Below are 19039 nucleotides of genomic sequence, written 5' to 3' on the forward strand. Positions count from 1 at the left end.
AAGTTTTGGCAATTGATTAGTTAAAGCCTGTAGCAATCGTCATTTTTTTCCATTTCTCTAAATCCGTTTTTACTGCGTCCATTTTAACATAAGCTCTGTTGTAGGCATCTTCACCTAAAAATAAATGTAAAGGTGGATTTTCGACACTAGACATTTCAATAATGGCTGCAACTGCTTTTTCTGGATCTCCAGCTTGGTTACCATTGATCTGTTGTTGATGTGCTGTTTGAGAAGCTCGAACAGATTGATAAACATCTAATTGGTTCTTTGGTACATTGATAGAATCTTTCTCTAAGAAACTTGTTCTAAAATAGCCAGGAGAAACGATGGTTACATTAATTCCAAATGGTTTTACTTCTTCGGCCAACGATTCGCTAAAACCTTGTACCGCAAATTTAGTAGCACAATAAATGCCCCAACCCGGAAAATTGCCACTAAAGCCACCAATAGAAGAAATATTAAAGATATAACCACTTTGTTGTGCTCTTAAATGTGGCATTACGTTTCTGATTACATTTAAAGAACCAAATACATTGATGTTGAAATTTTTCCTTGCTTCTTCTTCACTAAGTTCTTCGAGACTGCCCAATAATCCATAGCCTGCATTGTTTACGATTACATCTAACCTTCCAAATTGCTCCATACTTTTGGCAATGGCGGCTTTAACGTCTTCTTCATTATTGATGTCGACAGTAAGTGCCAAAAAATTTGGATGGTTTGCAATAATTTTGTTTAAATCTGCTGCATTTCTTGAAGTGGCGGCAACTTTATCGCCTTTGCTCAGTAATTGTTTAACTAGTGATAAACCTAGTCCTTTGGAGGCTCCTGTAATGAACCATACTTTTTGATTTTCCATAATTTGATTTTTTATGGATCCAAAATTATAGCAAAAACTACAGCAGAGTTTGCAATATTCAAGTTATTAATTACAAAATTCAAACACTTTTTAAGAAGCTATTCTGAACTTGCTTGGTGTGAACTGTGTTTGTTTTTTGAAAAAATTATTAAAATGGGCAGGTTCTTCAAAGCCTAGGCAATATCCAATTTCGGCAATATTCCAATCGGTATGTCTCAATAAAGTTTTGGCTTCTATAATTAAACGCTCTGCAATTACATCAGTAGTTGTTTTGCCTGTAGTTTCTTTAATGGCTCTGTTTAAGTGGTTCACATGCATAGCCAATTGCGTAGCAAAATCTTTTGCAGAACGCATGGTAAAACGCTGAGAAGGGGTTTCTATTGGGAACTGTCTCTCTAGTAACTCGGTAAATACAGCAGTGATTCTTGATTTCGCGTCAGTATGCTGATAAAGATTGGTTGAGGGTTGCGATTTTAAGGCAAAATGTGTCAGTTCCATCACATAGTTTCTTAACAGATCGTATTTAAAAGCATAATCTGATTCTATTTCGCTCAACATTTTTTCAAATACCTCGCTTGCTTGTTGTTCTTGTTCTTGGTTAAGCTCGTATGCTGGTTTGCCATCAAACTTATACATAGGTAGATCATTCAATCCGCCTCTGATTTTTTCTGTGAAAAATGATTTAGAGAAAATGCAGAAATAGCCAGTTTGGTTCTCGCTTAAGGATTCCCAGATATAAGGTACCTGCGGATTGAAAAATATCAACGTTGTTCCTTCAATAGCAACGCTTTTATCTGCGTAATGGTAAATGCCTTTTGTACGAACCAAACTTACTTTGTAAAAATCTTTTCGACTGTATTTTACGGGTTTGGCATTTGGACCCACACAATCTTCTAATCTAAAAACATTAAAATGACCTATTTCTTGTTGCAGACCAACTGGTAGGTAATTGAATTTTTTCTGATAAAAATCTTCAAGACTTTCTATGTTCGACATATCTCGTTTAAATAAAGATTAAAGTTAATACTTATTTAAACAAGCAGCTTGCAAAATTGAAACATTGAATTGCAAAATTCAAACAGTTTTATGGTGAGTGTGAATTTATTTCATACTTTTCTTAAGTTGAAATTTATCTTGTAACTTACCTTTAAGTTAAACCAACTACGCGCTATGAAAAATATACTTCGATCAGTCATTATATGCTTAATTGCTTGTTTTGCAGTGTCCGCAGTAAAAGCACAAGTACCACATATATCAATTAAAGTCGAAACGAATACCAATAGAAGCATTGATTATATTGCAACAAAAACAGATCCAGGTACTTTTCTTGTCGTACTGAATTTTACCAATTTAACTAACTCTCTGTCAAAAGAAAGAGAGATTGCAACCATAACTGGCTATGCTGGTAATGTTTACACGATGAGACCTGAAAATAAAAATCAGGACATCCGTTATTCTAATTTTACTTTTTCTTATATCAGAGGTAAGCTCAATCCAAAATATGATCCTGAATTTGTTTATCTCCTGCCTTATCAAAATGGAACGAAGGTAAAGGCGCTAGAATTAACAGATGGAAAGGCTAAGTATCTTGGTAGTACAACGCCAAATAGCTGGAAAATCTATCGTTTTTCTACAGATGCAGCAGATACAGTTACAGCAGTTAGAAAAGGAATAGTTGTTGAGCTAAAAGACATTTACGATACTGATTCAAGGGAAGGAGTGGCATTTACTTCCAATCAGAATTTTATTATGATTGAACATGCGGATGGTACTTTGGCAGAATACAATGGTTTTAAAAAGGGGAGTACTACTGTTAAAGTAGGAGATGTGGTGTTTCCGGGTGCAAGTTTAGGTATGAGTTCAAAAGCTAGCGAAAATGCAGAACCTAGTATTACATTAGTGTTGAGTTATTTAAAATCTGCCGATTTTGAAAGTGCAAAAGACAAAACCAAGCAACGTGATAAGAGTTTATATGGTTACATCACTGGTAAATTTCTCACAGGAGAAAATTCAAGTATGGTTTTAGAATCGAATCAAGTATATACTTCAGTTATTGCACCAGCTATTGTTCAAAAAGAATTGACTAAGAAAGAGTTAAAGGCATTAGTCAAAAAATAGCGTTAGATAACTCGGCCTTCTTTTTTTGCCTTCTGGTCTAAAGAAGCCCCAATGGCTAAACCAATGCCCAGTCCAATTGGTAAACCTAAAGCAATGTTTTTGAAGAGTAGACCAAAAGGCAAACCTATGGCCACACCTAATGGTAGAAAAATGGCAATAAAGTAACCTTCACTTACCAGGTTGTGTTTTTTCTGCAGTTCGATCTTCAATTCATTTACTGCTTTAAGATAGGCTTTATCAATAAACTTGTTGTTTTCGTTTTTAACAGGAAATAAGGTTAATAGGGCTTCCAATTTAGATTGGAAGTGTGCTAAGTCAACCTCTTCCGTAATTTTGCTTGGTACTTTACGAATTGCATTGCCAATAAAATCAACATGATAAGTTTTTGCTTCTTTTGTGGTCAATAATTGAGTTTTTGTTGCTAAAACAGCCAATTGGGCTGAGGTCCAAGTTTCTATATCCTGCATATTCAAAGATACGCATAAACCTATTTATGCAAAAGATAAAATGATCAAAGGTTAATTTGATATTGATTTTTGATGGAGCTTGTTATTTTTGGCTTAGAAATTCGAGTGCTCTCATTAATGTTTCATCTTTTCCTTCAAATAAGCCTTTGATGGTGGGTGTTACTGTAATAGCTGGGATGATGCCAATACCCACAAATTCCTTCCCATCTGGGTAAGTATCTTTTTTAGCGCAAACCCTAGCAGAGCCACCACCTGGTAAATCGAAACTAAAAGGCTGCCCTGTACTGCCTCCGGTAGGTAAACCAATCAGTTTTCCTCGTTGCATGGCATCAAATTGCATTGTAAAATCTTCTGCAGCAGAATAGGTATTCGGACCAATTAATAACACAATAGGTTTATCGTAATGATTTTTTTTGTTTGGAGCTGTGCTGCCCATGCTTCTGGTTACCCAATTTGTTCCAGGTACAGGTTGTCCTTCATAGCGTATGGTGCTTCCCTTTGCTAAGTTAAAAGTCTGATTGGCTAAGGTTCTTAAAATGTATTCGCCATAAGCTCCTTCGCCACCACCATTGTCCCTTACATCAATAATTAGGCTTTTAGTATTGGCAATTGTTGTAAATAAGGAGTCGTATTTTTTTAATATACTTTCATCATTAAAACTATTGATCGTTAAATAGCCAATATCACCAATGGTTTTAAATTCCATTGCAGGTACTTTTTTAAGGTTTTTGTAACCACTTCGATTGAGCGTAGTAGTCCAAACCTTGCCCTTTTTGTCTTTAAGTTCTAAACTGATTGGTGTAAACTCATCGCCTCGTAATAGATAAGTAGAGAATTGGCGAGCAATTAAATCTTGTAGTGTTGAGCTGTTGAGATAAGGCTTTATATATTTGTCTGCATAGCTCATTACGGGTTCTCCATCAATCTTTAAAATTTCTAAACCCGGTACAATTCCATTTTGTTGCAAACTATCGCTACTTACCGAAGTGATGAATACACGTCCCTCTATCAATTCGGTTCTAACTGGTGGTTTGGCATAAAATTCCCTAACTAGTTCAGCAGGAGGGAAAACATCAGTATGTCCATCATGTAGTTGCGCATAAAATTGCTGAAGTACCCTATAATACTCTTTAGTGCTTTTTGTAGCTTTAACTAAAGGAAGATAAGCTAAATAGGTTTTGTTCCAATCTGTAGTTAATCGATCTAGGTAAACAAAATTGTACTTAGCTTGCGCCCATAATTGAGATAGGCCAGCTACTTTTTCTTCGTCAGAAAGATTGGGTTTATAAGGTGTTTTAAAAATATCGCCTTTCCATAAAGCTGCCCGAGCTTTATATTTTTCTGTTAAAGTAATAAACTTAGGCAGTTTAACTAATTCTTTATAGATAGTGTCTTTTTCTATACCCGAACGATCCCATTTTGCATTTTCATAGGCTTTTTCAAAAGCATCAATGGCTTTATCATATTGTTTGTTAAGGGTATACATTTCTAAAAGACTAGAATAAACGTCACTTTTCCTGTTGTATAAATAGGAGCTTCCTTGTGCAACATCTTTAACTTCTGTTTGATCTAAGTAGGTGAGGGCGCTTTTTAATTGCTCAATGCTCTTTTCTAATTCAGTTGGTGTAGGTTTTTTCTGATCTATCCATATTTTTCTTACATTATTTCTAATCCTTTGTACGCTGTCTGCATATTTATCGCCAATTGTTCTTTGCGCAAAAGTGTTGGTAACCATCAATAACAATGTACCATACAAAAAGGTCTTGAATAGTTTTTTCATTTTGATCAATAATTTGGTATCGTATTACGAATTGATTCGTAGTTTGTTGAATGCAATTGTACGAATAATTTCGTATATCAAATCATATTTCAAAAAATAAATAAAATTTTAGCTAATTGACTGGTAATAAGGAGGGATGAAAAGATAGTGTTTAACTTATTATCAGTTCTTTTCTCATTTTAACTAAACCTAATAATTCGCCATCAGGTAGTACTTCATCAATTCGTACCAAGGCCTTGTAACCTAGCGCATCGTAAAGTGGTACACCGGGTAAAGTAGCACCTAGCTCTAAACTTGTAAAACCATGTGCTAATGCTGCTTTTTCGCAAACATCAATCAATTTTTTACCTATGCCTTGTCTGGCCCAATCTGCATGTACAAAAAAAGCCCTGATCCTGGCGGCATCTGTTTCTGGATCTAATAGTGGATCTTCAATTTCTTTATACTGATCGCCACCATACAAAGTATTGCGTTTGCTCCAGCCTCCACAAGCTACAATTGTCTCGTCTGATTGGGCAACATAATAGGTGCCATCTTTTACCAATTGTGTATCTATTCCAAAAATGTGTTGAATAGAACTTTCAATTTGGGCAGGAGTATAATAACCTTTGCTCAAACCACGAACAGAGATGGTAATTAATTGTTGCAATTGTGGAATATCTTCAAAAGTTGCTGGACGTATGGTGATCGGCATAATGATTCAAAATATAGGAGTATATAAAACGTCAATTGTTATTCAAAAATATCGCTTTACTAATTTTTAATACAACATTCTACATCAATACTCCTTTTTTTGCAGTTACTGGATGTGGAATATCAGTATCGCCAATCATTTCTTTAAGGTCTATTTCTATGGTGCGGCAAATAGATAACATCGGAATGTCATTGGGCAGACCTTCAAAAGGGTTCTCGGAATAATCGCCAACGAGCTCCATAACCAAGAAAAGCCAACCAATTAAAGTAATCACAGGTATGGCCAACCAAGAAGCGTATGGCCCTAGTTTATCAAAATCTGCTACCAAACCAAATGGCAAAAGAAAAATAAAAATAGAAACGAACAACAAACTGGCACCACCATACTGACGGGGCAATGGAAATTTCTTGATCCGTTCTGTTTTGCCTTGTTGTTCATAAAAATCGTTCAGTATTTTTTGGAGTTCAACGTGCCGAAAGTCGTCAATTAGATCTTCATCTCTTAGTTGTTTGAGTTGTTGCGATTGAATATCGATCAACTGGGTGGCCATATTGCTGTATTTAACCAACGATTGATACTCAGCTGCTTCTAGATGCTTAGTCAATTGATGATCTGCATCATCATCTTCTAAAAGACCGAGGCCACTATTCTGGATTCTTCTTTTGGTAAGTCTTGCAATGTGAACACTCTGACTGATATGTTCCCATGCGGTGGGGGCAAGCAACTGGCTTCTTAAGGTATATATCCATGCAATGTGACGGTAAATGATCTTTTTTACAATGGCGTCTAATTCTTGTTGTGGTAAAGCATCCGCACGAAACTTATTGCTCACATATGCCCTAATGTTAGTGGCAAAAGAACGGCTTCCGTTTACAATAGATCCCCAAATTTTTCGGGCTTCCCAAAGTCGATCGTAAGCTTGGTTATTTTTAAAGCCAATGTAAAATGCTACAGTAGTACCTACAATTACTACTGCAGAAAGTGGAATGGCCACCCATCTAATGCCCAGTATTTTATAGATAAAAACAACGATAAAAGACCATAAGCCAAGCCAGATCAGGTGTCGGCCTGCAAATTCCATGAGGCCTTTAAAGTTGAAATTTTTATTGATGTACATGTCACAAGTAGTTTAAATGTTTTTCAATGATTAAGGTAATAGAAAAATAATTAATAAATATCATTTTATTAAGTAGCATCCCTAAATCATCTACATTTTAGTTTTTACGGTAAGCTGCTGGCGAACAACCAGCGTAACGCTTAAAATATTTGCCAAATAAAGAAGCGTCGCTAAAGTTCAAAACATCAGCAATTTGGTTAATACTCAGGTTGGTCTGTTTCAGCCTTACCTTGGCTTCTAAAATCAATATCTCTTGAATCCACACACTCACTGTTTTGCCCGTATTTGCCTTAATGGTCTGGCTCAGGTGTTTGGCTGTTACATTTAAAAGTGCTGCATAGGCATTTACAGTATGGAGCTGCAAGTAATTGGCCAATAGCAATTTTTTAAACTGTAATACCATATTGCGCTGGATATTGGTATTATTCAACAATCCATCAGGGTAATGCAGTTCATATAGATCTGCCACTTGGTTCAGTACAATATTGATATAACTGCCAACCAGTTCAGGCTCACGGGGGCTCTCTTGGGCAATGGTTTGTTTAATGTCTTTCAAGAGTTTGCTAATGATATCACATTGATCTGTGCTTAACAGGATAGTTTTAGGGCTGTTGTTGTCTAAAAAAGTAAATTGATGGAGACTGTTCGGATTCTTTGTGATTGCTAGAAAGAAAGGTTCGGTAAAGAACAAAATCTCTTCAACATAGTCAGCTGTTTGTGTAGGCCAGCTGCGTATTGTTTCTGGCCCCATTACAATTAAGGTACCTGGTGTTAATTGATATTGCTCTAAGTTGGCCAAAAGGGTAGCACTGCCTTGTGTGCATATTGCAATGCCATAATAAGCACCACGTTGTGGAAACTTACTCAGTTGCATAGGCGCAGAGCAAAAAGCTACGTAATAATCTATCGCTTTTTTACCAGTAGATATGGGTTTAACGATTTCTAAAATACTAAATTCTGGAATGGTAGCTTTCAAAATGTTCTATTTTTACCATAAAATTAGCTAATTATCTTCTAAAATCAGTGATTTCGACCATTTTTGCCGTTTTATCACCCTTTTATTGCCTCACATTCTTAACGATCTTTGCCTTTGAATGGATAGGTTAACATCAAATGGTATGGCAAAACAAGAATTAAAATGTCCTCATTGCAAAGAATGGACAGTATGGCAAGGGCAATTACACGATCGTTGCATTAATTGCAACGCCTTGTTAGAAGAAGAAAAGATCAACAAGTTGAATAAATTAGCAGCTAAAAAAGAAGCGCAGGAAGCTGTAGAGCAGGCTAAGATTGCCAAACAGAATCCTATTGTGCGTAAAATCAGTAACTACGCCGCAACACTTTTTATTGGCATTATCTTAAGTATCATTGCCGTGGTAGTTTTGGTAGCTGGTTAATGCATACCGCCAAATGGTTCTGGTCCTTTTTTTCAATATACTTATTATTGTATGTAGCCAATAGGCTAGGGTATATATTTCCAAACCTGATCCAGTTTTACCTGAGCGACCTATTGGCCGTTCCAGTAATAGCTACACTAAGCTTATGGTTAATGCGTTGGTTGTTATCGCAACAAAATTTTGTGTTGGTATATTGGCAGCTTATTTTTATCATCATGATGTGTAGTATTATTTTTGAGGTACTGTTGCCATACTTTATGGAAAGATACGTGAGCGATTCTGTAGATGTACTGATGTACTTATTGGGTGGGGGTTTCTTTTGGAAAGTGATGAACAAACCATCAGTGTTATTGCCCTAAAAGAAAATCAAATGTATATTTAGGAGTATAGCCAAAAATAGCTTTGGCTTTGGCCGATACATAAACCCGATCAATGCTTGCTGGAAATACCCAACCTTTTTGTTGGTAAATGGCTATCGCCTCAGGATGGTATTTTTCAATTGCTGCTAAAGGAGCATGTTTAAGAATGCTTAAGTCTTCTTTATTGAATGGAGAGCCACTGGAGATATTAAAGACTTCAAATTGTTTAAAATGATGGTCTAGTGCCAATCTTATTGCTTCGGCTCCATCTCTCTCATCGAGCCCTCGGTACAAACGATGGTTAATAGCCATATTGGCTGTTTCAGGTAAAAATCGGGCTACCCTAAAAACAGTTGCTTCTAGTTTCTCTTTAGCAAAAAAGTCTTTACAGAGCTGTTCGCAACATTGCTTGGTAATATCGTAAATGTCTCTAGGTTCTTCTGTTAAGGTTTCATCTACCCAAACGGCTTGTGTTTCATCTGTCATTGCAGTACCGTAAATAGAAGTAGTACTCATGTACAAAAACTTCTTTACTCCGTTTATAACAGCTGCATTAAGTAGGTTAAGCGTGCCTTTAATGTTTACCTCTACAAATGCTGTTCTAGTATAATTCAAATCGTAATGTTTGCCATGTAAAGCTGCTGTATGTACAATGGCATCTATCCCCATGGTGATATTTTCCATTTCTTGAGCATTTTGGATATCCATCAAATAAGTAGTTGATGGGTGTGGAACGATATCTATTCCGATTACCTCATGTCCAAAAGCTTTTAGATGGTTAACGGTTACTGAGCCTAACTGTCCGGATGATCCTGTAACTAAAATTCTCATGCTTTGTTTTCAAAAATAAGGATAAAGTATCAATAGTGCCAGAAATTAAAAAAGAGGCTGTAATAAAGACAACCTCCTTTTTAATTATTCTTTTAATCACAAACACTAGATTATGCGAATACGCTAACTTTAGCAGTTTATACTGTTTGAGCAGCTTCTACAATTAATGCTGTTACTTCTGTAGCATGAGAAGCTAATGAAGCATGGCTGGCCTCTAAATGAATGATTTTTTTTGCATTGATATGTTCTGCCATCTCTTGCTCAGTTGCAGCAGGGATCATCCGATCTTGATTGGAAACCTGGTACCAACTTGGTTTTGTTTTCCATGCTGGTGTTCCCATTTCATCTCCAAAACAACCGTTGTAAATAGGTTTTTGGGATAAGGACATGACCAAGGCCTCTTTTTCAGTTAAATCTTGACAGAATGATTGGTGAAAATCATCGTATTTGATCCATAAGAACCCTTTTGCATCGGGATAAATACTAGCTCCACCAGATGGTGCTTCCCTACGAGCAAAAATACTACCAAGGCTATCTCCTTCATCCGGAGCAAAAGCTGCAATATATACCAGCCCCACTACCTTTTCGTGATTTCCGGCTCCGGTAATTACTGCTCCACCATAAGAATGGCCTACTAGAAGCACTTTTCCTTCTTGAGCGTCAATCAGATCTTTCGTTTTGTTAACGTCATCCTGAAGAGAGGTTAATGGGTTTTGTACAGAACGTACTTTGTATCCTTCCTTTACAAGTGATGGGATAATATGCTGCCAATGTGAGCCATCGCCCCAGGCACCATGAACCAAGATAATGGTTAAATCTTTTGTTTCCATAGTTGATGTTTTTAGATTTTTATATCACAAATTTATCAGCTGTGAATCTAAAAAACGTTCACTTAAGTTAATTAATGAGTTATTCTGTTACGAATTCTGCTCAGTGATTGTGGCGTAATTCCGAGATAGCTTGCAATAAGTTTTTGTGGTATTTTTTCAAATACCAATGGCGCCTCTTTTAATAAATTGGTGTACCGTCTTTCAGGCGAATAATAGAGTAGATCCTCAATTCTTTTTTTTGCATTAAGGAATATCCTTTCGGCCATTACCCGACCAAATTCTTGCCAATACGCTTCTTTAAGATAGAGTTTTTGCAGGTCTTCTTTATTTAAAAGTAGAATTTTGGTTTCTTCAAGCGCTTGGATATTGAGATTGGATTTTGTATTACACAAAATACTTTCATAGTCTGTAAAAAAATTACGGTCAAAATAGAAATCAAAGTTCTTTTCAATTCCATTTTCGTTAATGTAGTAACTTCTCATTGTGCCACTTTCTACAAAGCCCAGGTACTTACATTTCTCTCCACTTTTTAAGAAAAAATTATTTTTTTTCAATGTCACGCTTTTTAGTAATAAGAATAGTTCTTCAAAATGAGCTTCGTCAACAAAAAATGAAGCGCCATATTTATTGAAATTTTCTGTCATCTTAATCGGCTTTATTTAGATATTAAGATAGGTATATTTTAAACAATTTAGTAAATTGGTATTAAGATGAAAAAGGATACTTCTACCAATCTTGATTGTGTTTACCATACATTGAGTTTTATTGAAAAAAACTATGACCAAGCAATTTCTATCAAGGAGCTAGAAGAAGTATCCAATTACTCGTATAGAAACATTCAACGGATTTTTAGGTATACCTGCGGTGAAACTATTGGTGCCTATCAGAAACGACTGAGGGTAGAGAATGCTTATAAAATGATCCTGTATACCCACAACAGCATTTCTTTTATTGCACTGAAAGTTGGTTTTGCAAATTTGGCTTCATTTTCAAAAGCATTTAAACAACATTTTGGTATGGCACCTAAAGCTGCTAAAAGTCAAAAAACTCCTTTCTTGGCAAAAGCTAAAATATTTCCAATTGAAGCAGCCCATCTTTTAAAACCCGAAATTGTATACGTACCACCTGTAACGGTTTACTTCAAGAGTGCCTTTATTAGATATGTACATGATGAAATTGAATTACAATGGGACAAATTTCTGGAAAATGTATTTCCGTTAAATGGGAACGAGTTTTATGGTATTGTAGCTGATGAACCACTGCTTAGAGAAAGTCTTGATTGTAGATATGATACCTGTTCTGCAATGCAATCGCAAACACTTAAGCTACCTGCTAAAACAATAGGAGGTGGTAGGTATGCCCAATTTACTCATCACGGTAGTTATGAAACGATTGAAGAAACTTATAGTCTAATATATGCGGGTTGGATTTTAATGGCCGACCTTGAATTTGGGCATACACCTGTTATCGAAAAATATATCAGGCACCCAGACAATACCAGTTCTACAGAAGGGCAGTTAACCTATATTTGGTTGCCTTTAGCCTGAATTGAATTTGTCAATTTTGGACAACAATCTATGTTGTGGCTCTTGTAGTTTTGCCCTATGAAAATTTTATCTTATTTAAAAACGTACAAAATGGAAATTACAATGTTGGTTTTAACCGTCATATTTTTATCCTGCTCAAAAGAAGCAGAAAACATTGAATCTGTTCCTACTACTGATTCTAACATCTTATACACCATGCCAGAAGAGTCTGCTTTACATGAAGCCACCTGGCTGCAATGGCCACATGAATATCAATATGGCAAAACCTATCGCAATCGTCTTGATGAGACTTGGATAGCCATGACAAAAGCCCTCGTTAAAAGCGAAAAAGTGCATTTAATTGTATACAATGAGCTTGAAAAGGCAAGAGTAACCCAATTGTTAGAAAACGCTCAAGTTGCATTTGATCGTATAGACTTTACAATTAGTCCTACTGATGATGTATGGGTACGTGATAATGGTCCGATATACGTAAAAGACAAAAATGGACAAGTACTGATTGAAGATTGGGGTTTTAACGGTTGGGGAAATAAGGCTGGCTACGATCACTGTAATCAAATTCCGACAAAATTAGCTGCAAAGCAAAGTAAGCAAGTAGTAAACCTCAATAAGGTGATGAACAATGAGGGTGGAAGTGTTGAAATTGATGGCAATGGTACTTTAATGGCTTGTAAAAGTTCTATTCTAAATGAAAACAGAAATCCTGGTATGACGCAGCAACAGGCAGAAGCGATCTTTACCAAATACTTGGGTGTGACCAAATTTATCTGGCTAGAAGGAAAAGCCGGACTTGATATTACTGATATGCATATTGATGGTTTTGCAAGATTTGCCAATCCATCTACCATTGTTACCATGGCAGAAGAGGATTTAGAGTATTGGCAAGTACCAACAAGAGATGTGGCTACACTCTATAAGGCTGCTAATAAGAACGGCAAAGGTTATAATTTTGTTGAAATTCCCTTAACAAAAAACGATGTATTTACCACCTATGGTAAAAATGTTGGAAAAGCCTCTTATATCAATTATTATATTGCAAATAATGTGGTATTGGTACCCAATTATAACGATCCGAATGATACGGTTGCCAACGCTATCATTCAAAAATTATATCCTGGAAGACAGGTTATTGGTATAGATTGTCGCAATTTGTTTGCTAATGGTGGCATGGTACATTGTGTTACGCAACAACAACCTAAATAATATAGAAACGTAGTTCAGTTTCTTCATTTTATGAGTTTTCTTTCGGTTATCTGTGAGACTTTTTACAGATAACCGATTTTTTAACTAGCATAATTATCAATACTTTTATTTCACTAGTTTATCTTTTTTATGGGTGCAGCAATTGAATTTCCAGAAGGTCAAAATGAGCGTATTGCAGATACACTGCTGCTAGAACTTGATCCAGTATATCATAAGCTGAAAGTTGGTTTTGGAGAATCATTTTACCTCCATGATCAAAAATTATGGATGAATGAAACGCCATTAAGTGATCCATCTTTGGTTCCAATTCAAAATGTTTCCATAAGTGAAGGCAAATTGAAGTTTACTGCTTGTTTTCAGAAAGGAAATCAACGGCTATCGATAACACCAGAATATAAAGGTGTTGAGGCTATGTTAGAAATGATTAAAAGCATCCATCAGAATGGGCTTTCAGTAGATAAGCAATTCAGCGATGAAGTAAATATTCTTTTGGAAAGTGATGGACTCACCCTGCGTTTGATTAATCCATCTGCTAATCAACGTATATTGATTACATTGAGTGAGAAACATGGGAATGTTTTTTTGCGTCGTTATCCAGAACCATCTCTGCGTTTGCCAATAGAAGCGTTAACTGTTTCTGATAAGGTTTTAAGGATAAAGTGTATCCATGTAGATCAGTCTGATTTAGGTGATTTATTAAACCAAGATTTGGAGTATAATTGGGAATTTAATGTTCAACCCGATTTTTTAGAAGGTATTATTGGTTTAATACAAGCTGGTATCACTTATAGTTTTAGACAGTAAAGCGATCATCTTCATTATTGCTTCTACTAGCTTAATCAATGTTTTTTGCTATCGTGTTAATGTAAATTCAACAATAGCAACCCTCATATAATTGCTATTGGTAAGTTCCATACGTAAATTATAAGTAGCTAAGCCTAATTTATATTGGCCAGATCTGAGTTGGGCAAATAAAATGGTTGGGAAGAATAAGCGTACAAGCAATATTTTTTTCCTGGTATTTGATTTAGTACTATTTAATTTTTACAAACTCAACCCTACGGTTGTTGGCCTTATTAATTTCGCTGGTATTTGGCATTACTGGTACACTTTCGCCTTTGCCATCGGTTTGCATTCTGGCAGCTTCAATGCCAAAATCAGCGCTTAACATTTTCTTTAAGGCTTCGGCACGTTGTACAGATAGTTTGAGGTTAGTTTTTTCTTCTCCATCGCTATCTGTATGGCCAATAATTTTAATTTTAACTGTCGGGTTTTCTTGTAAAATAACTGCGATGGCTTTAATTAGACCCAGTGATTCAGATTTGATATTCGCTGAATTTACATCGAACAAAATACCTGATGAAACAAATTTACCTTCGTTGATGAGTTGATGACGTGTATCTGGATCACCAACGGCTAATCTCAAATTATTGATGTAATATTTGTCTTCTTCTTTTTTAAAGTTTCCAGTTTGAAAGAGGATGCTGTTGTACTTTTTATCTTGAACAAAAGCAGTTGGTAAGTCCCATATTTTTTCTTGGTTGAGGTAGACCCGTAACCGGTTTTTTTGACGCCAAATACTCACATGAACGGTAGCTTTTACATCACTGACAAATTCATTTTGTATGGCTTTATTTTTATCACCATAATTGCCGTTGTTGTAAATTTGATAATTGGTAGTGCCTTTACTATTTGAAGTAGATACCGATTTTGGATGAATGCCTATTTCGATACCATTTCTGCCCAATCTGTTAAACTGTTTCCATTTCACGTAATCAGTACTTGGTTTAGCCAACTCGGCGATAGCAAAACTTAAGGGATTGCTATAGAAATTAAAATTGGCACTACTAGTTACATCAAACTCAAATGTAAAATTATCAGGTAAGTTATTGATAACATGTGGTATGAATACTCCATTTTTACCAAAGTTGAACCATTTTTCACCATTTAGCGCTACAATTTCACCACCGCTATTTGTACTCCATTTGGCAGGAAAATCACCTAATTGATCTTGACTAAAATTTTCGAGTACTAGAATTTTATCACCTTGTACAAAATCAAATTTTCTGGTAATATCGTTGTTAACTTGTGCCTTACTTAGGCCGCAAATGCACATCAATAGGATAAATATTTTTGCTTTCATCGTTTTTGATTGAATTCACTAAGATCTATTTGACAAAAACACCAGTTATTCTACAATCGCTACTTCCATCACTCAGTTTGGTTTCTTGCCCATTTAACCAAGTTTTGGCAATATATTTTGTGGTAGTTCCAATACGCTCGTATCCACCAATATAAACATCGGTACCACTTGCTGCTATGCTATATAAATAATTAATTTTACTAGCATCGGTTAGGTTAGATGCTACTCCATTTTTCCAAACTTTGCCTACGGTGGTAGATCCGCTAGAGGCTTCTGCACCAACAATGTAAGTATCGTTACCCAAAGCAACTAAATCCCTGATATCAGTAAAAACAGCACCATTAGTTAGGTCTGTAAATGTGCCATTTTTCCATTGTCTTAATTTGTAGTTGCCAGAGCTTTCTACCTGCTCCTTTACGGCTACATAAACATCGCTTCCAATTACAGTTATGCCAGCTGTTAAGGCATTATACAAGCCGCCAGTTAAACCAGTTACTGTTCCGTTTTTCCATAGATTTGCTTTATAAGTACCGTGGCTAGCCACAAATTCGCTATAAGCCACATATACATCATTACCGTTAACATATAAACCCCCAGTTTGTATGCCTACAAGCCCATTACTAATATTTGTAACGACGCCATTTTTCCAAAGTTTAGTCACATATATTTCATTCGCATTTTTTTCACTAAAAGTTACGTACACATCTGTACCAGCAACAAAAATTCTATCTGGTACAGCATTGTATGCTGTATTGCTTAATGTAGTAGGTACGCCGTTGCGCCATAGTTTAGCCACTAAATTTGTACCGTTATGTTCTGATCCAGTTACCAATACTTCGCCATTAATTATTGCAATACTGCTTGCATAAGAATTTTTGGTGCCATCGGTTAAATTAGTAGCTATTCCATTTTTCCAATATTTGATAACCGATATACCTGTTGTAGGATTAATATCTTGTCCAACTGCGTAATAATTTTTAGTAACTGGTATCGGTGTTGGTTCCGTTTCTATTTCCTTTTTCTTACACGCTGTTAATACAACAACACATAAAATGATTAAAATTTTTGTTTTCATGATAGGGTGAGTTATTTTTTAATGTATTCGAAAGATTCCGCACTGTTTGAATTAATAGTGCGTTTGGTGATGTATCCATCCATATTATACTCGTAAGTTACAGTAGCATTAATGGCTGAACCTGAGATGTTATTCGTGAAATTTTGTATGGTATGGTTATTAGCATGCATTATCGGAGTGGTGTAACCTATAGGGTATAACTGCAAAAAGCTTTTCTTATCGTCAAAGCCACCAAATACTTGAGTAGAGAATAAAGTTCCAGTAGGCCCAAAAATCTCTAATTTGATCACATTTTTTCCATCATTACTGTAGGTGTATACCTCACTTCCTGTAACTGTACCTGAAGCGTCTTTTTTAGAGATTGTAACTGTATTTGCAGTATAGGTAAAGTTTTTAGATGATATGAATGCACCAGTTGTTTTGTTAGCATAGGTTTCTAAGGTCACTTTCCCGTTTGCATCATAGGTGTTTTTATAAACATAATCATCAGATGATGGGTTGGTTACATCAGCATGTCTTTCTGTAATGCGATGATTTGCATCGTATATAAAAGTAAAAGTAAATGAGGGACTTGCTGCTTCATTTTTACTTACAAAAGTGATTGTTCTCAATTGGTTTTCTGCATCATAGTTCCAAGTGTTTTCACCACTGGCAAATATTTGTTTTTTGACATAAGTTTTTTGCTCAACTTTGGGTTCATTTGCTGTTTCCTTTTTCTTACATGCTGCCAATACAACAATACATAGCATGATTAAAATTTTTGTTTTCATGGTAAGGTTTTCAATTAGGTGAAGATTTTAATCAAATCTAATGGTTAAAAAAAGACCAAAAAATAGCAGATATCTATCATTTTAATTCCCTTTAAAAAAGATTATCTTAGGTAGCTGTAACCTATCTTATGAAAACTTTAAAACCCTTAACTACAGCACAATTTGAGAAAAATGCTAAATCGGATAAAGAATTAGGCATTGTTGATTATCAAACTTTTTTTGAACGCCAAATTAAAGAAGCCCATCATTTCGCTATTGGTCCATATTATTGGTTTATTGGCGATAGTGCCCATATGCTCATTACTACTGCCAGTGAGAATATTGATGAACTCACTCCGTTCACAAAATCTGAATGGGAAAACAAATCGGCCTTATTTTTTGTAGAAAACATACATCCAGAAGACAGCCCTTACGTTTTATCGGCCATACAGTTTGCTACAGATAGAATTGTTGGTTTGCCTGTAGAACGACAACAAGATGTGAAAATAAACATCTATGCCAGGATGTTAAATGCAAATAAAATATATCGTTGGGTATTGATACAAATGCCCAGTATCTATGTAAATAACGAAAATTTGACTACCTGCGGCTTGATGATGATTACCGATTTAACACACTTTAACTTTAATAGCAGACCGATTTTAATGACACTTGTTGACATCATTGATGGCAAAACCGAATATTACCATTTGGCAATGGGAGAGGGCGTAACAGCTAATGGTATTGAACTACCTCATATCACTAAGCGAGAAAGGCAATTGTTAAATTTAATGCTTAGAGGGCTAACCAGTCCGGCTATTGCTCAAGACTTGTGTATTTCGTATTCTACAGTAGAAAATCATAAAAGAAATTTACGTAGAAAAACGGCAACAAAAACATCGGCAGAATTGGTACACTTTGTAATGAGCAATAATTTATTGTAAGTTGTTATAGTTACCTATTGATTAATATATCGTGTACATCAAAGGTGTTAACTATTGATTAGTTTTGGAAGGATGATGCTATTTAAAAATGGTTTGGCCTTTTACCAGCCATGATAATCCAAAGAATTCAACGGCCACTACTTCCATCCAATAGGTAAGGTGATGTTTAGTGTAATAAGCTTCGTCTATCCATCCCAGAAATCCTGAGAAAATGATAGACATCGCAATCAGCATCATGATCCCACAGCAGATATAAATTCCGTTACTGATATTTTTTGTTCGTCCTCTGTCCTTGATCTTTTTTATACTTGATCGGGTAAAAATAAACAGCGACATATAGGCAAGGCAACCAAGGAATATCCCTGCTGAGATGTAATGGAAATTGTGCCTGAACTTACTCGGTTGGATGAATGTGACCGAGTATTCAAAGTTGGTTTGACAACAAGTTTCGGTAATGTTACTGGTAGGAAATAACAATACACAAAGGGCAAAGATACCTGCAGCAAAAGACAGGTAAAAATCTACAGGATCTTTTCCTTTATAAACGATTAGAAATATGGCCATCAGGCTGATGATGATGGTAAAGATGCTTCCAGCCCTGGTGTAGTAATAATGGCTTATGGATTCAAGAACTATATTGTAATGGCTTGTGATCGAAAGAAACCACCACAACAATAAAGGTAGGGCCATTCCCAATATGCCAATCAATCTTCTCAGGGTTGCACTGTTGGTGAGCCAGATATTTTCTTCTTCGGTGTAGTCAATTTTAAGTGCCTTTGTTAGTCGGTCTCCTTTAGCAGTCTTTTTCATTGTAGCCATTTTATATGTTTTTTGATGGTTAGTTTGACAGATCAAGTGTTTATCAGCATACGATTAGTTTAAGCCACCGTTCTTGGCATTGAATAACAATTAGTTCAATAAAATTCTGA

At 35.7% G+C, this 19039-nt stretch carries 21 protein-coding genes; 7 read left to right on the forward strand and 14 right to left on the reverse strand.

Features of this window, described 5'->3' with window-relative positions; genetic code table 11:
* Positions 1-16: 16 nt before the first annotated feature.
* Both AQF98_RS09045 and AQF98_RS09050 read right to left on the reverse strand, forming a co-directional pair.
* Positions 17-856, reverse strand: a complete 840-nt coding sequence (locus AQF98_RS09045; RefSeq protein WP_055131615.1) for an oxidoreductase — start codon at positions 854-856, stop codon at positions 17-19.
* Between the two features lie 90 nt (positions 857-946).
* The gene (locus AQF98_RS09050) at positions 947-1852 is read right to left on the reverse strand and encodes an AraC family transcriptional regulator (protein WP_055131616.1); all 906 of its coding nucleotides are present in this window, start codon (positions 1850-1852) and stop codon (positions 947-949) included.
* A 174-nt stretch (positions 1853-2026) separates the two neighbouring features.
* Here AQF98_RS09050 and AQF98_RS09055 point away from each other — a divergent pair, with 174 nt between their 5' ends.
* Positions 2027-2974 carry a peptidoglycan DD-metalloendopeptidase family protein gene (locus tag AQF98_RS09055; RefSeq protein ID WP_082434955.1) on the forward strand — a complete coding sequence of 316 codons (948 nt, stop codon included), beginning with the start codon at positions 2027-2029 and terminating at the stop codon, positions 2972-2974.
* Positions 2975-2976: 2 nt separating this feature from the next.
* Here AQF98_RS09055 and AQF98_RS22215 read toward each other — a convergent pair whose 3' ends face one another.
* From AQF98_RS22215 to AQF98_RS09080, 5 genes are all read right to left on the reverse strand, one after another.
* Positions 2977-3441 (reverse strand): hypothetical protein, encoded by a 465-nt coding sequence (locus tag AQF98_RS22215; RefSeq protein ID WP_055131618.1) that lies wholly within the window; start codon positions 3439-3441, stop codon positions 2977-2979.
* 82 nt (positions 3442-3523) lie between these two features.
* Positions 3524-5221, reverse strand: a complete 1698-nt coding sequence (locus AQF98_RS09065; protein ID WP_055131619.1) for a S41 family peptidase — start codon at positions 5219-5221, stop codon at positions 3524-3526.
* A 151-nt stretch (positions 5222-5372) separates the two neighbouring features.
* On the reverse strand, positions 5373-5915 hold the full coding sequence (locus AQF98_RS09070) for a GNAT family N-acetyltransferase (protein WP_055131620.1): 543 nt from the start codon (positions 5913-5915) through the stop codon (positions 5373-5375).
* A gap of 79 nt (positions 5916-5994) precedes the next feature.
* Complete coding sequence (locus AQF98_RS09075) at positions 5995-7032, reverse strand: bestrophin family protein (RefSeq protein WP_055131621.1); 1038 nt, start codon at positions 7030-7032, stop codon at positions 5995-5997.
* A gap of 97 nt (positions 7033-7129) precedes the next feature.
* Positions 7130-8008 carry an AraC family transcriptional regulator gene (locus tag AQF98_RS09080; protein ID WP_055131622.1) on the reverse strand — a complete coding sequence of 293 codons (879 nt, stop codon included), beginning with the start codon at positions 8006-8008 and terminating at the stop codon, positions 7130-7132.
* Between the two features lie 142 nt (positions 8009-8150).
* Between AQF98_RS09080 and AQF98_RS09085 the strand changes: the two genes are divergently transcribed.
* Together AQF98_RS09085 and AQF98_RS09090 are read left to right on the forward strand one after the other, a co-directional pair.
* Positions 8151-8429, forward strand: coding sequence for a hypothetical protein (locus AQF98_RS09085; protein ID WP_152969680.1), 279 nt, complete (start codon positions 8151-8153; stop codon positions 8427-8429).
* Positions 8430-8476: 47 nt separating this feature from the next.
* Positions 8477-8788: a hypothetical protein gene (locus AQF98_RS09090; RefSeq protein ID WP_152969681.1), complete on the forward strand. Its 312-nt coding sequence runs from the start codon at positions 8477-8479 to the stop codon at positions 8786-8788.
* Here the strand turns inward: AQF98_RS09090 and AQF98_RS09095 are convergent.
* The 3 genes from AQF98_RS09095 to AQF98_RS09105 form a co-directional block, all read right to left on the reverse strand.
* Positions 8777-9619: an NAD(P)-dependent oxidoreductase gene (locus AQF98_RS09095; protein WP_055131625.1), complete on the reverse strand. Its 843-nt coding sequence runs from the start codon at positions 9617-9619 to the stop codon at positions 8777-8779. The genes AQF98_RS09090 and AQF98_RS09095 overlap by 12 nt on opposite strands.
* 137 nt (positions 9620-9756) lie before the next feature.
* Complete coding sequence (locus AQF98_RS09100; RefSeq protein ID WP_055131626.1) at positions 9757-10449, reverse strand: alpha/beta hydrolase; 693 nt, start codon at positions 10447-10449, stop codon at positions 9757-9759.
* A gap of 71 nt (positions 10450-10520) precedes the next feature.
* The gene (locus tag AQF98_RS09105) at positions 10521-11093 is read right to left on the reverse strand and encodes a Crp/Fnr family transcriptional regulator (RefSeq protein WP_055131627.1); all 573 of its coding nucleotides are present in this window, start codon (positions 11091-11093) and stop codon (positions 10521-10523) included.
* Between the two features lie 66 nt (positions 11094-11159).
* Here AQF98_RS09105 and AQF98_RS09110 point away from each other — a divergent pair, with 66 nt between their 5' ends.
* The 3 genes from AQF98_RS09110 to AQF98_RS09120 all read left to right on the forward strand — a co-directional run bounded on the left by AQF98_RS09110 (position 11160) and on the right by AQF98_RS09120 (position 14003).
* Positions 11160-11996 carry a GyrI-like domain-containing protein gene (locus AQF98_RS09110; protein ID WP_055131628.1) on the forward strand — a complete coding sequence of 279 codons (837 nt, stop codon included), beginning with the start codon at positions 11160-11162 and terminating at the stop codon, positions 11994-11996.
* Between the two features lie 90 nt (positions 11997-12086).
* Positions 12087-13199 (forward strand): agmatine/peptidylarginine deiminase, encoded by a 1113-nt coding sequence (locus AQF98_RS09115; protein ID WP_152969682.1) that lies wholly within the window; start codon positions 12087-12089, stop codon positions 13197-13199.
* Between the two features lie 129 nt (positions 13200-13328).
* Positions 13329-14003, forward strand: a complete 675-nt coding sequence (locus tag AQF98_RS09120) for a hypothetical protein (protein WP_055131630.1) — start codon at positions 13329-13331, stop codon at positions 14001-14003.
* Positions 14004-14232: 229 nt separating this feature from the next.
* On the opposite strand, the gene AQF98_RS09125 is transcribed toward AQF98_RS09120, so the two are convergent.
* The 3 genes from AQF98_RS09125 to AQF98_RS09135 are packed head-to-tail and all read right to left on the reverse strand — an operon-like array spanning position 14233 to position 17187.
* Positions 14233-15342, reverse strand: coding sequence for an OmpA family protein (locus tag AQF98_RS09125; RefSeq protein WP_055131631.1), 1110 nt, complete (start codon positions 15340-15342; stop codon positions 14233-14235).
* A gap of 25 nt (positions 15343-15367) precedes the next feature.
* Entirely contained in the window at positions 15368-16417 is a 1050-nt protein-coding gene (locus AQF98_RS09130; protein ID WP_055131632.1) for a hypothetical protein, read from the reverse strand.
* Between the two features lie 11 nt (positions 16418-16428).
* Positions 16429-17187 (reverse strand): RHS repeat protein, encoded by a 759-nt coding sequence (locus AQF98_RS09135; protein WP_055131633.1) that lies wholly within the window; start codon positions 17185-17187, stop codon positions 16429-16431.
* Between the two features lie 128 nt (positions 17188-17315).
* Here AQF98_RS09135 and AQF98_RS09140 point away from each other — a divergent pair, with 128 nt between their 5' ends.
* A complete protein-coding gene (locus tag AQF98_RS09140; protein ID WP_055131634.1) occupies positions 17316-18110 on the forward strand; it encodes a LuxR C-terminal-related transcriptional regulator in 795 nt (264 codons plus the stop codon).
* Positions 18111-18188: 78 nt separating this feature from the next.
* Here AQF98_RS09140 and AQF98_RS09145 read toward each other — a convergent pair whose 3' ends face one another.
* The gene (locus AQF98_RS09145) at positions 18189-18920 is read right to left on the reverse strand and encodes a hypothetical protein (RefSeq protein ID WP_200911865.1); all 732 of its coding nucleotides are present in this window, start codon (positions 18918-18920) and stop codon (positions 18189-18191) included.
* Between the last annotated feature and the right edge of the window lie 119 nt (positions 18921-19039).

The organism is Pedobacter sp. Hv1, assembly GCF_001412215.1.
Classification (GTDB): domain Bacteria; phylum Bacteroidota; class Bacteroidia; order Sphingobacteriales; family Sphingobacteriaceae; genus Pedobacter.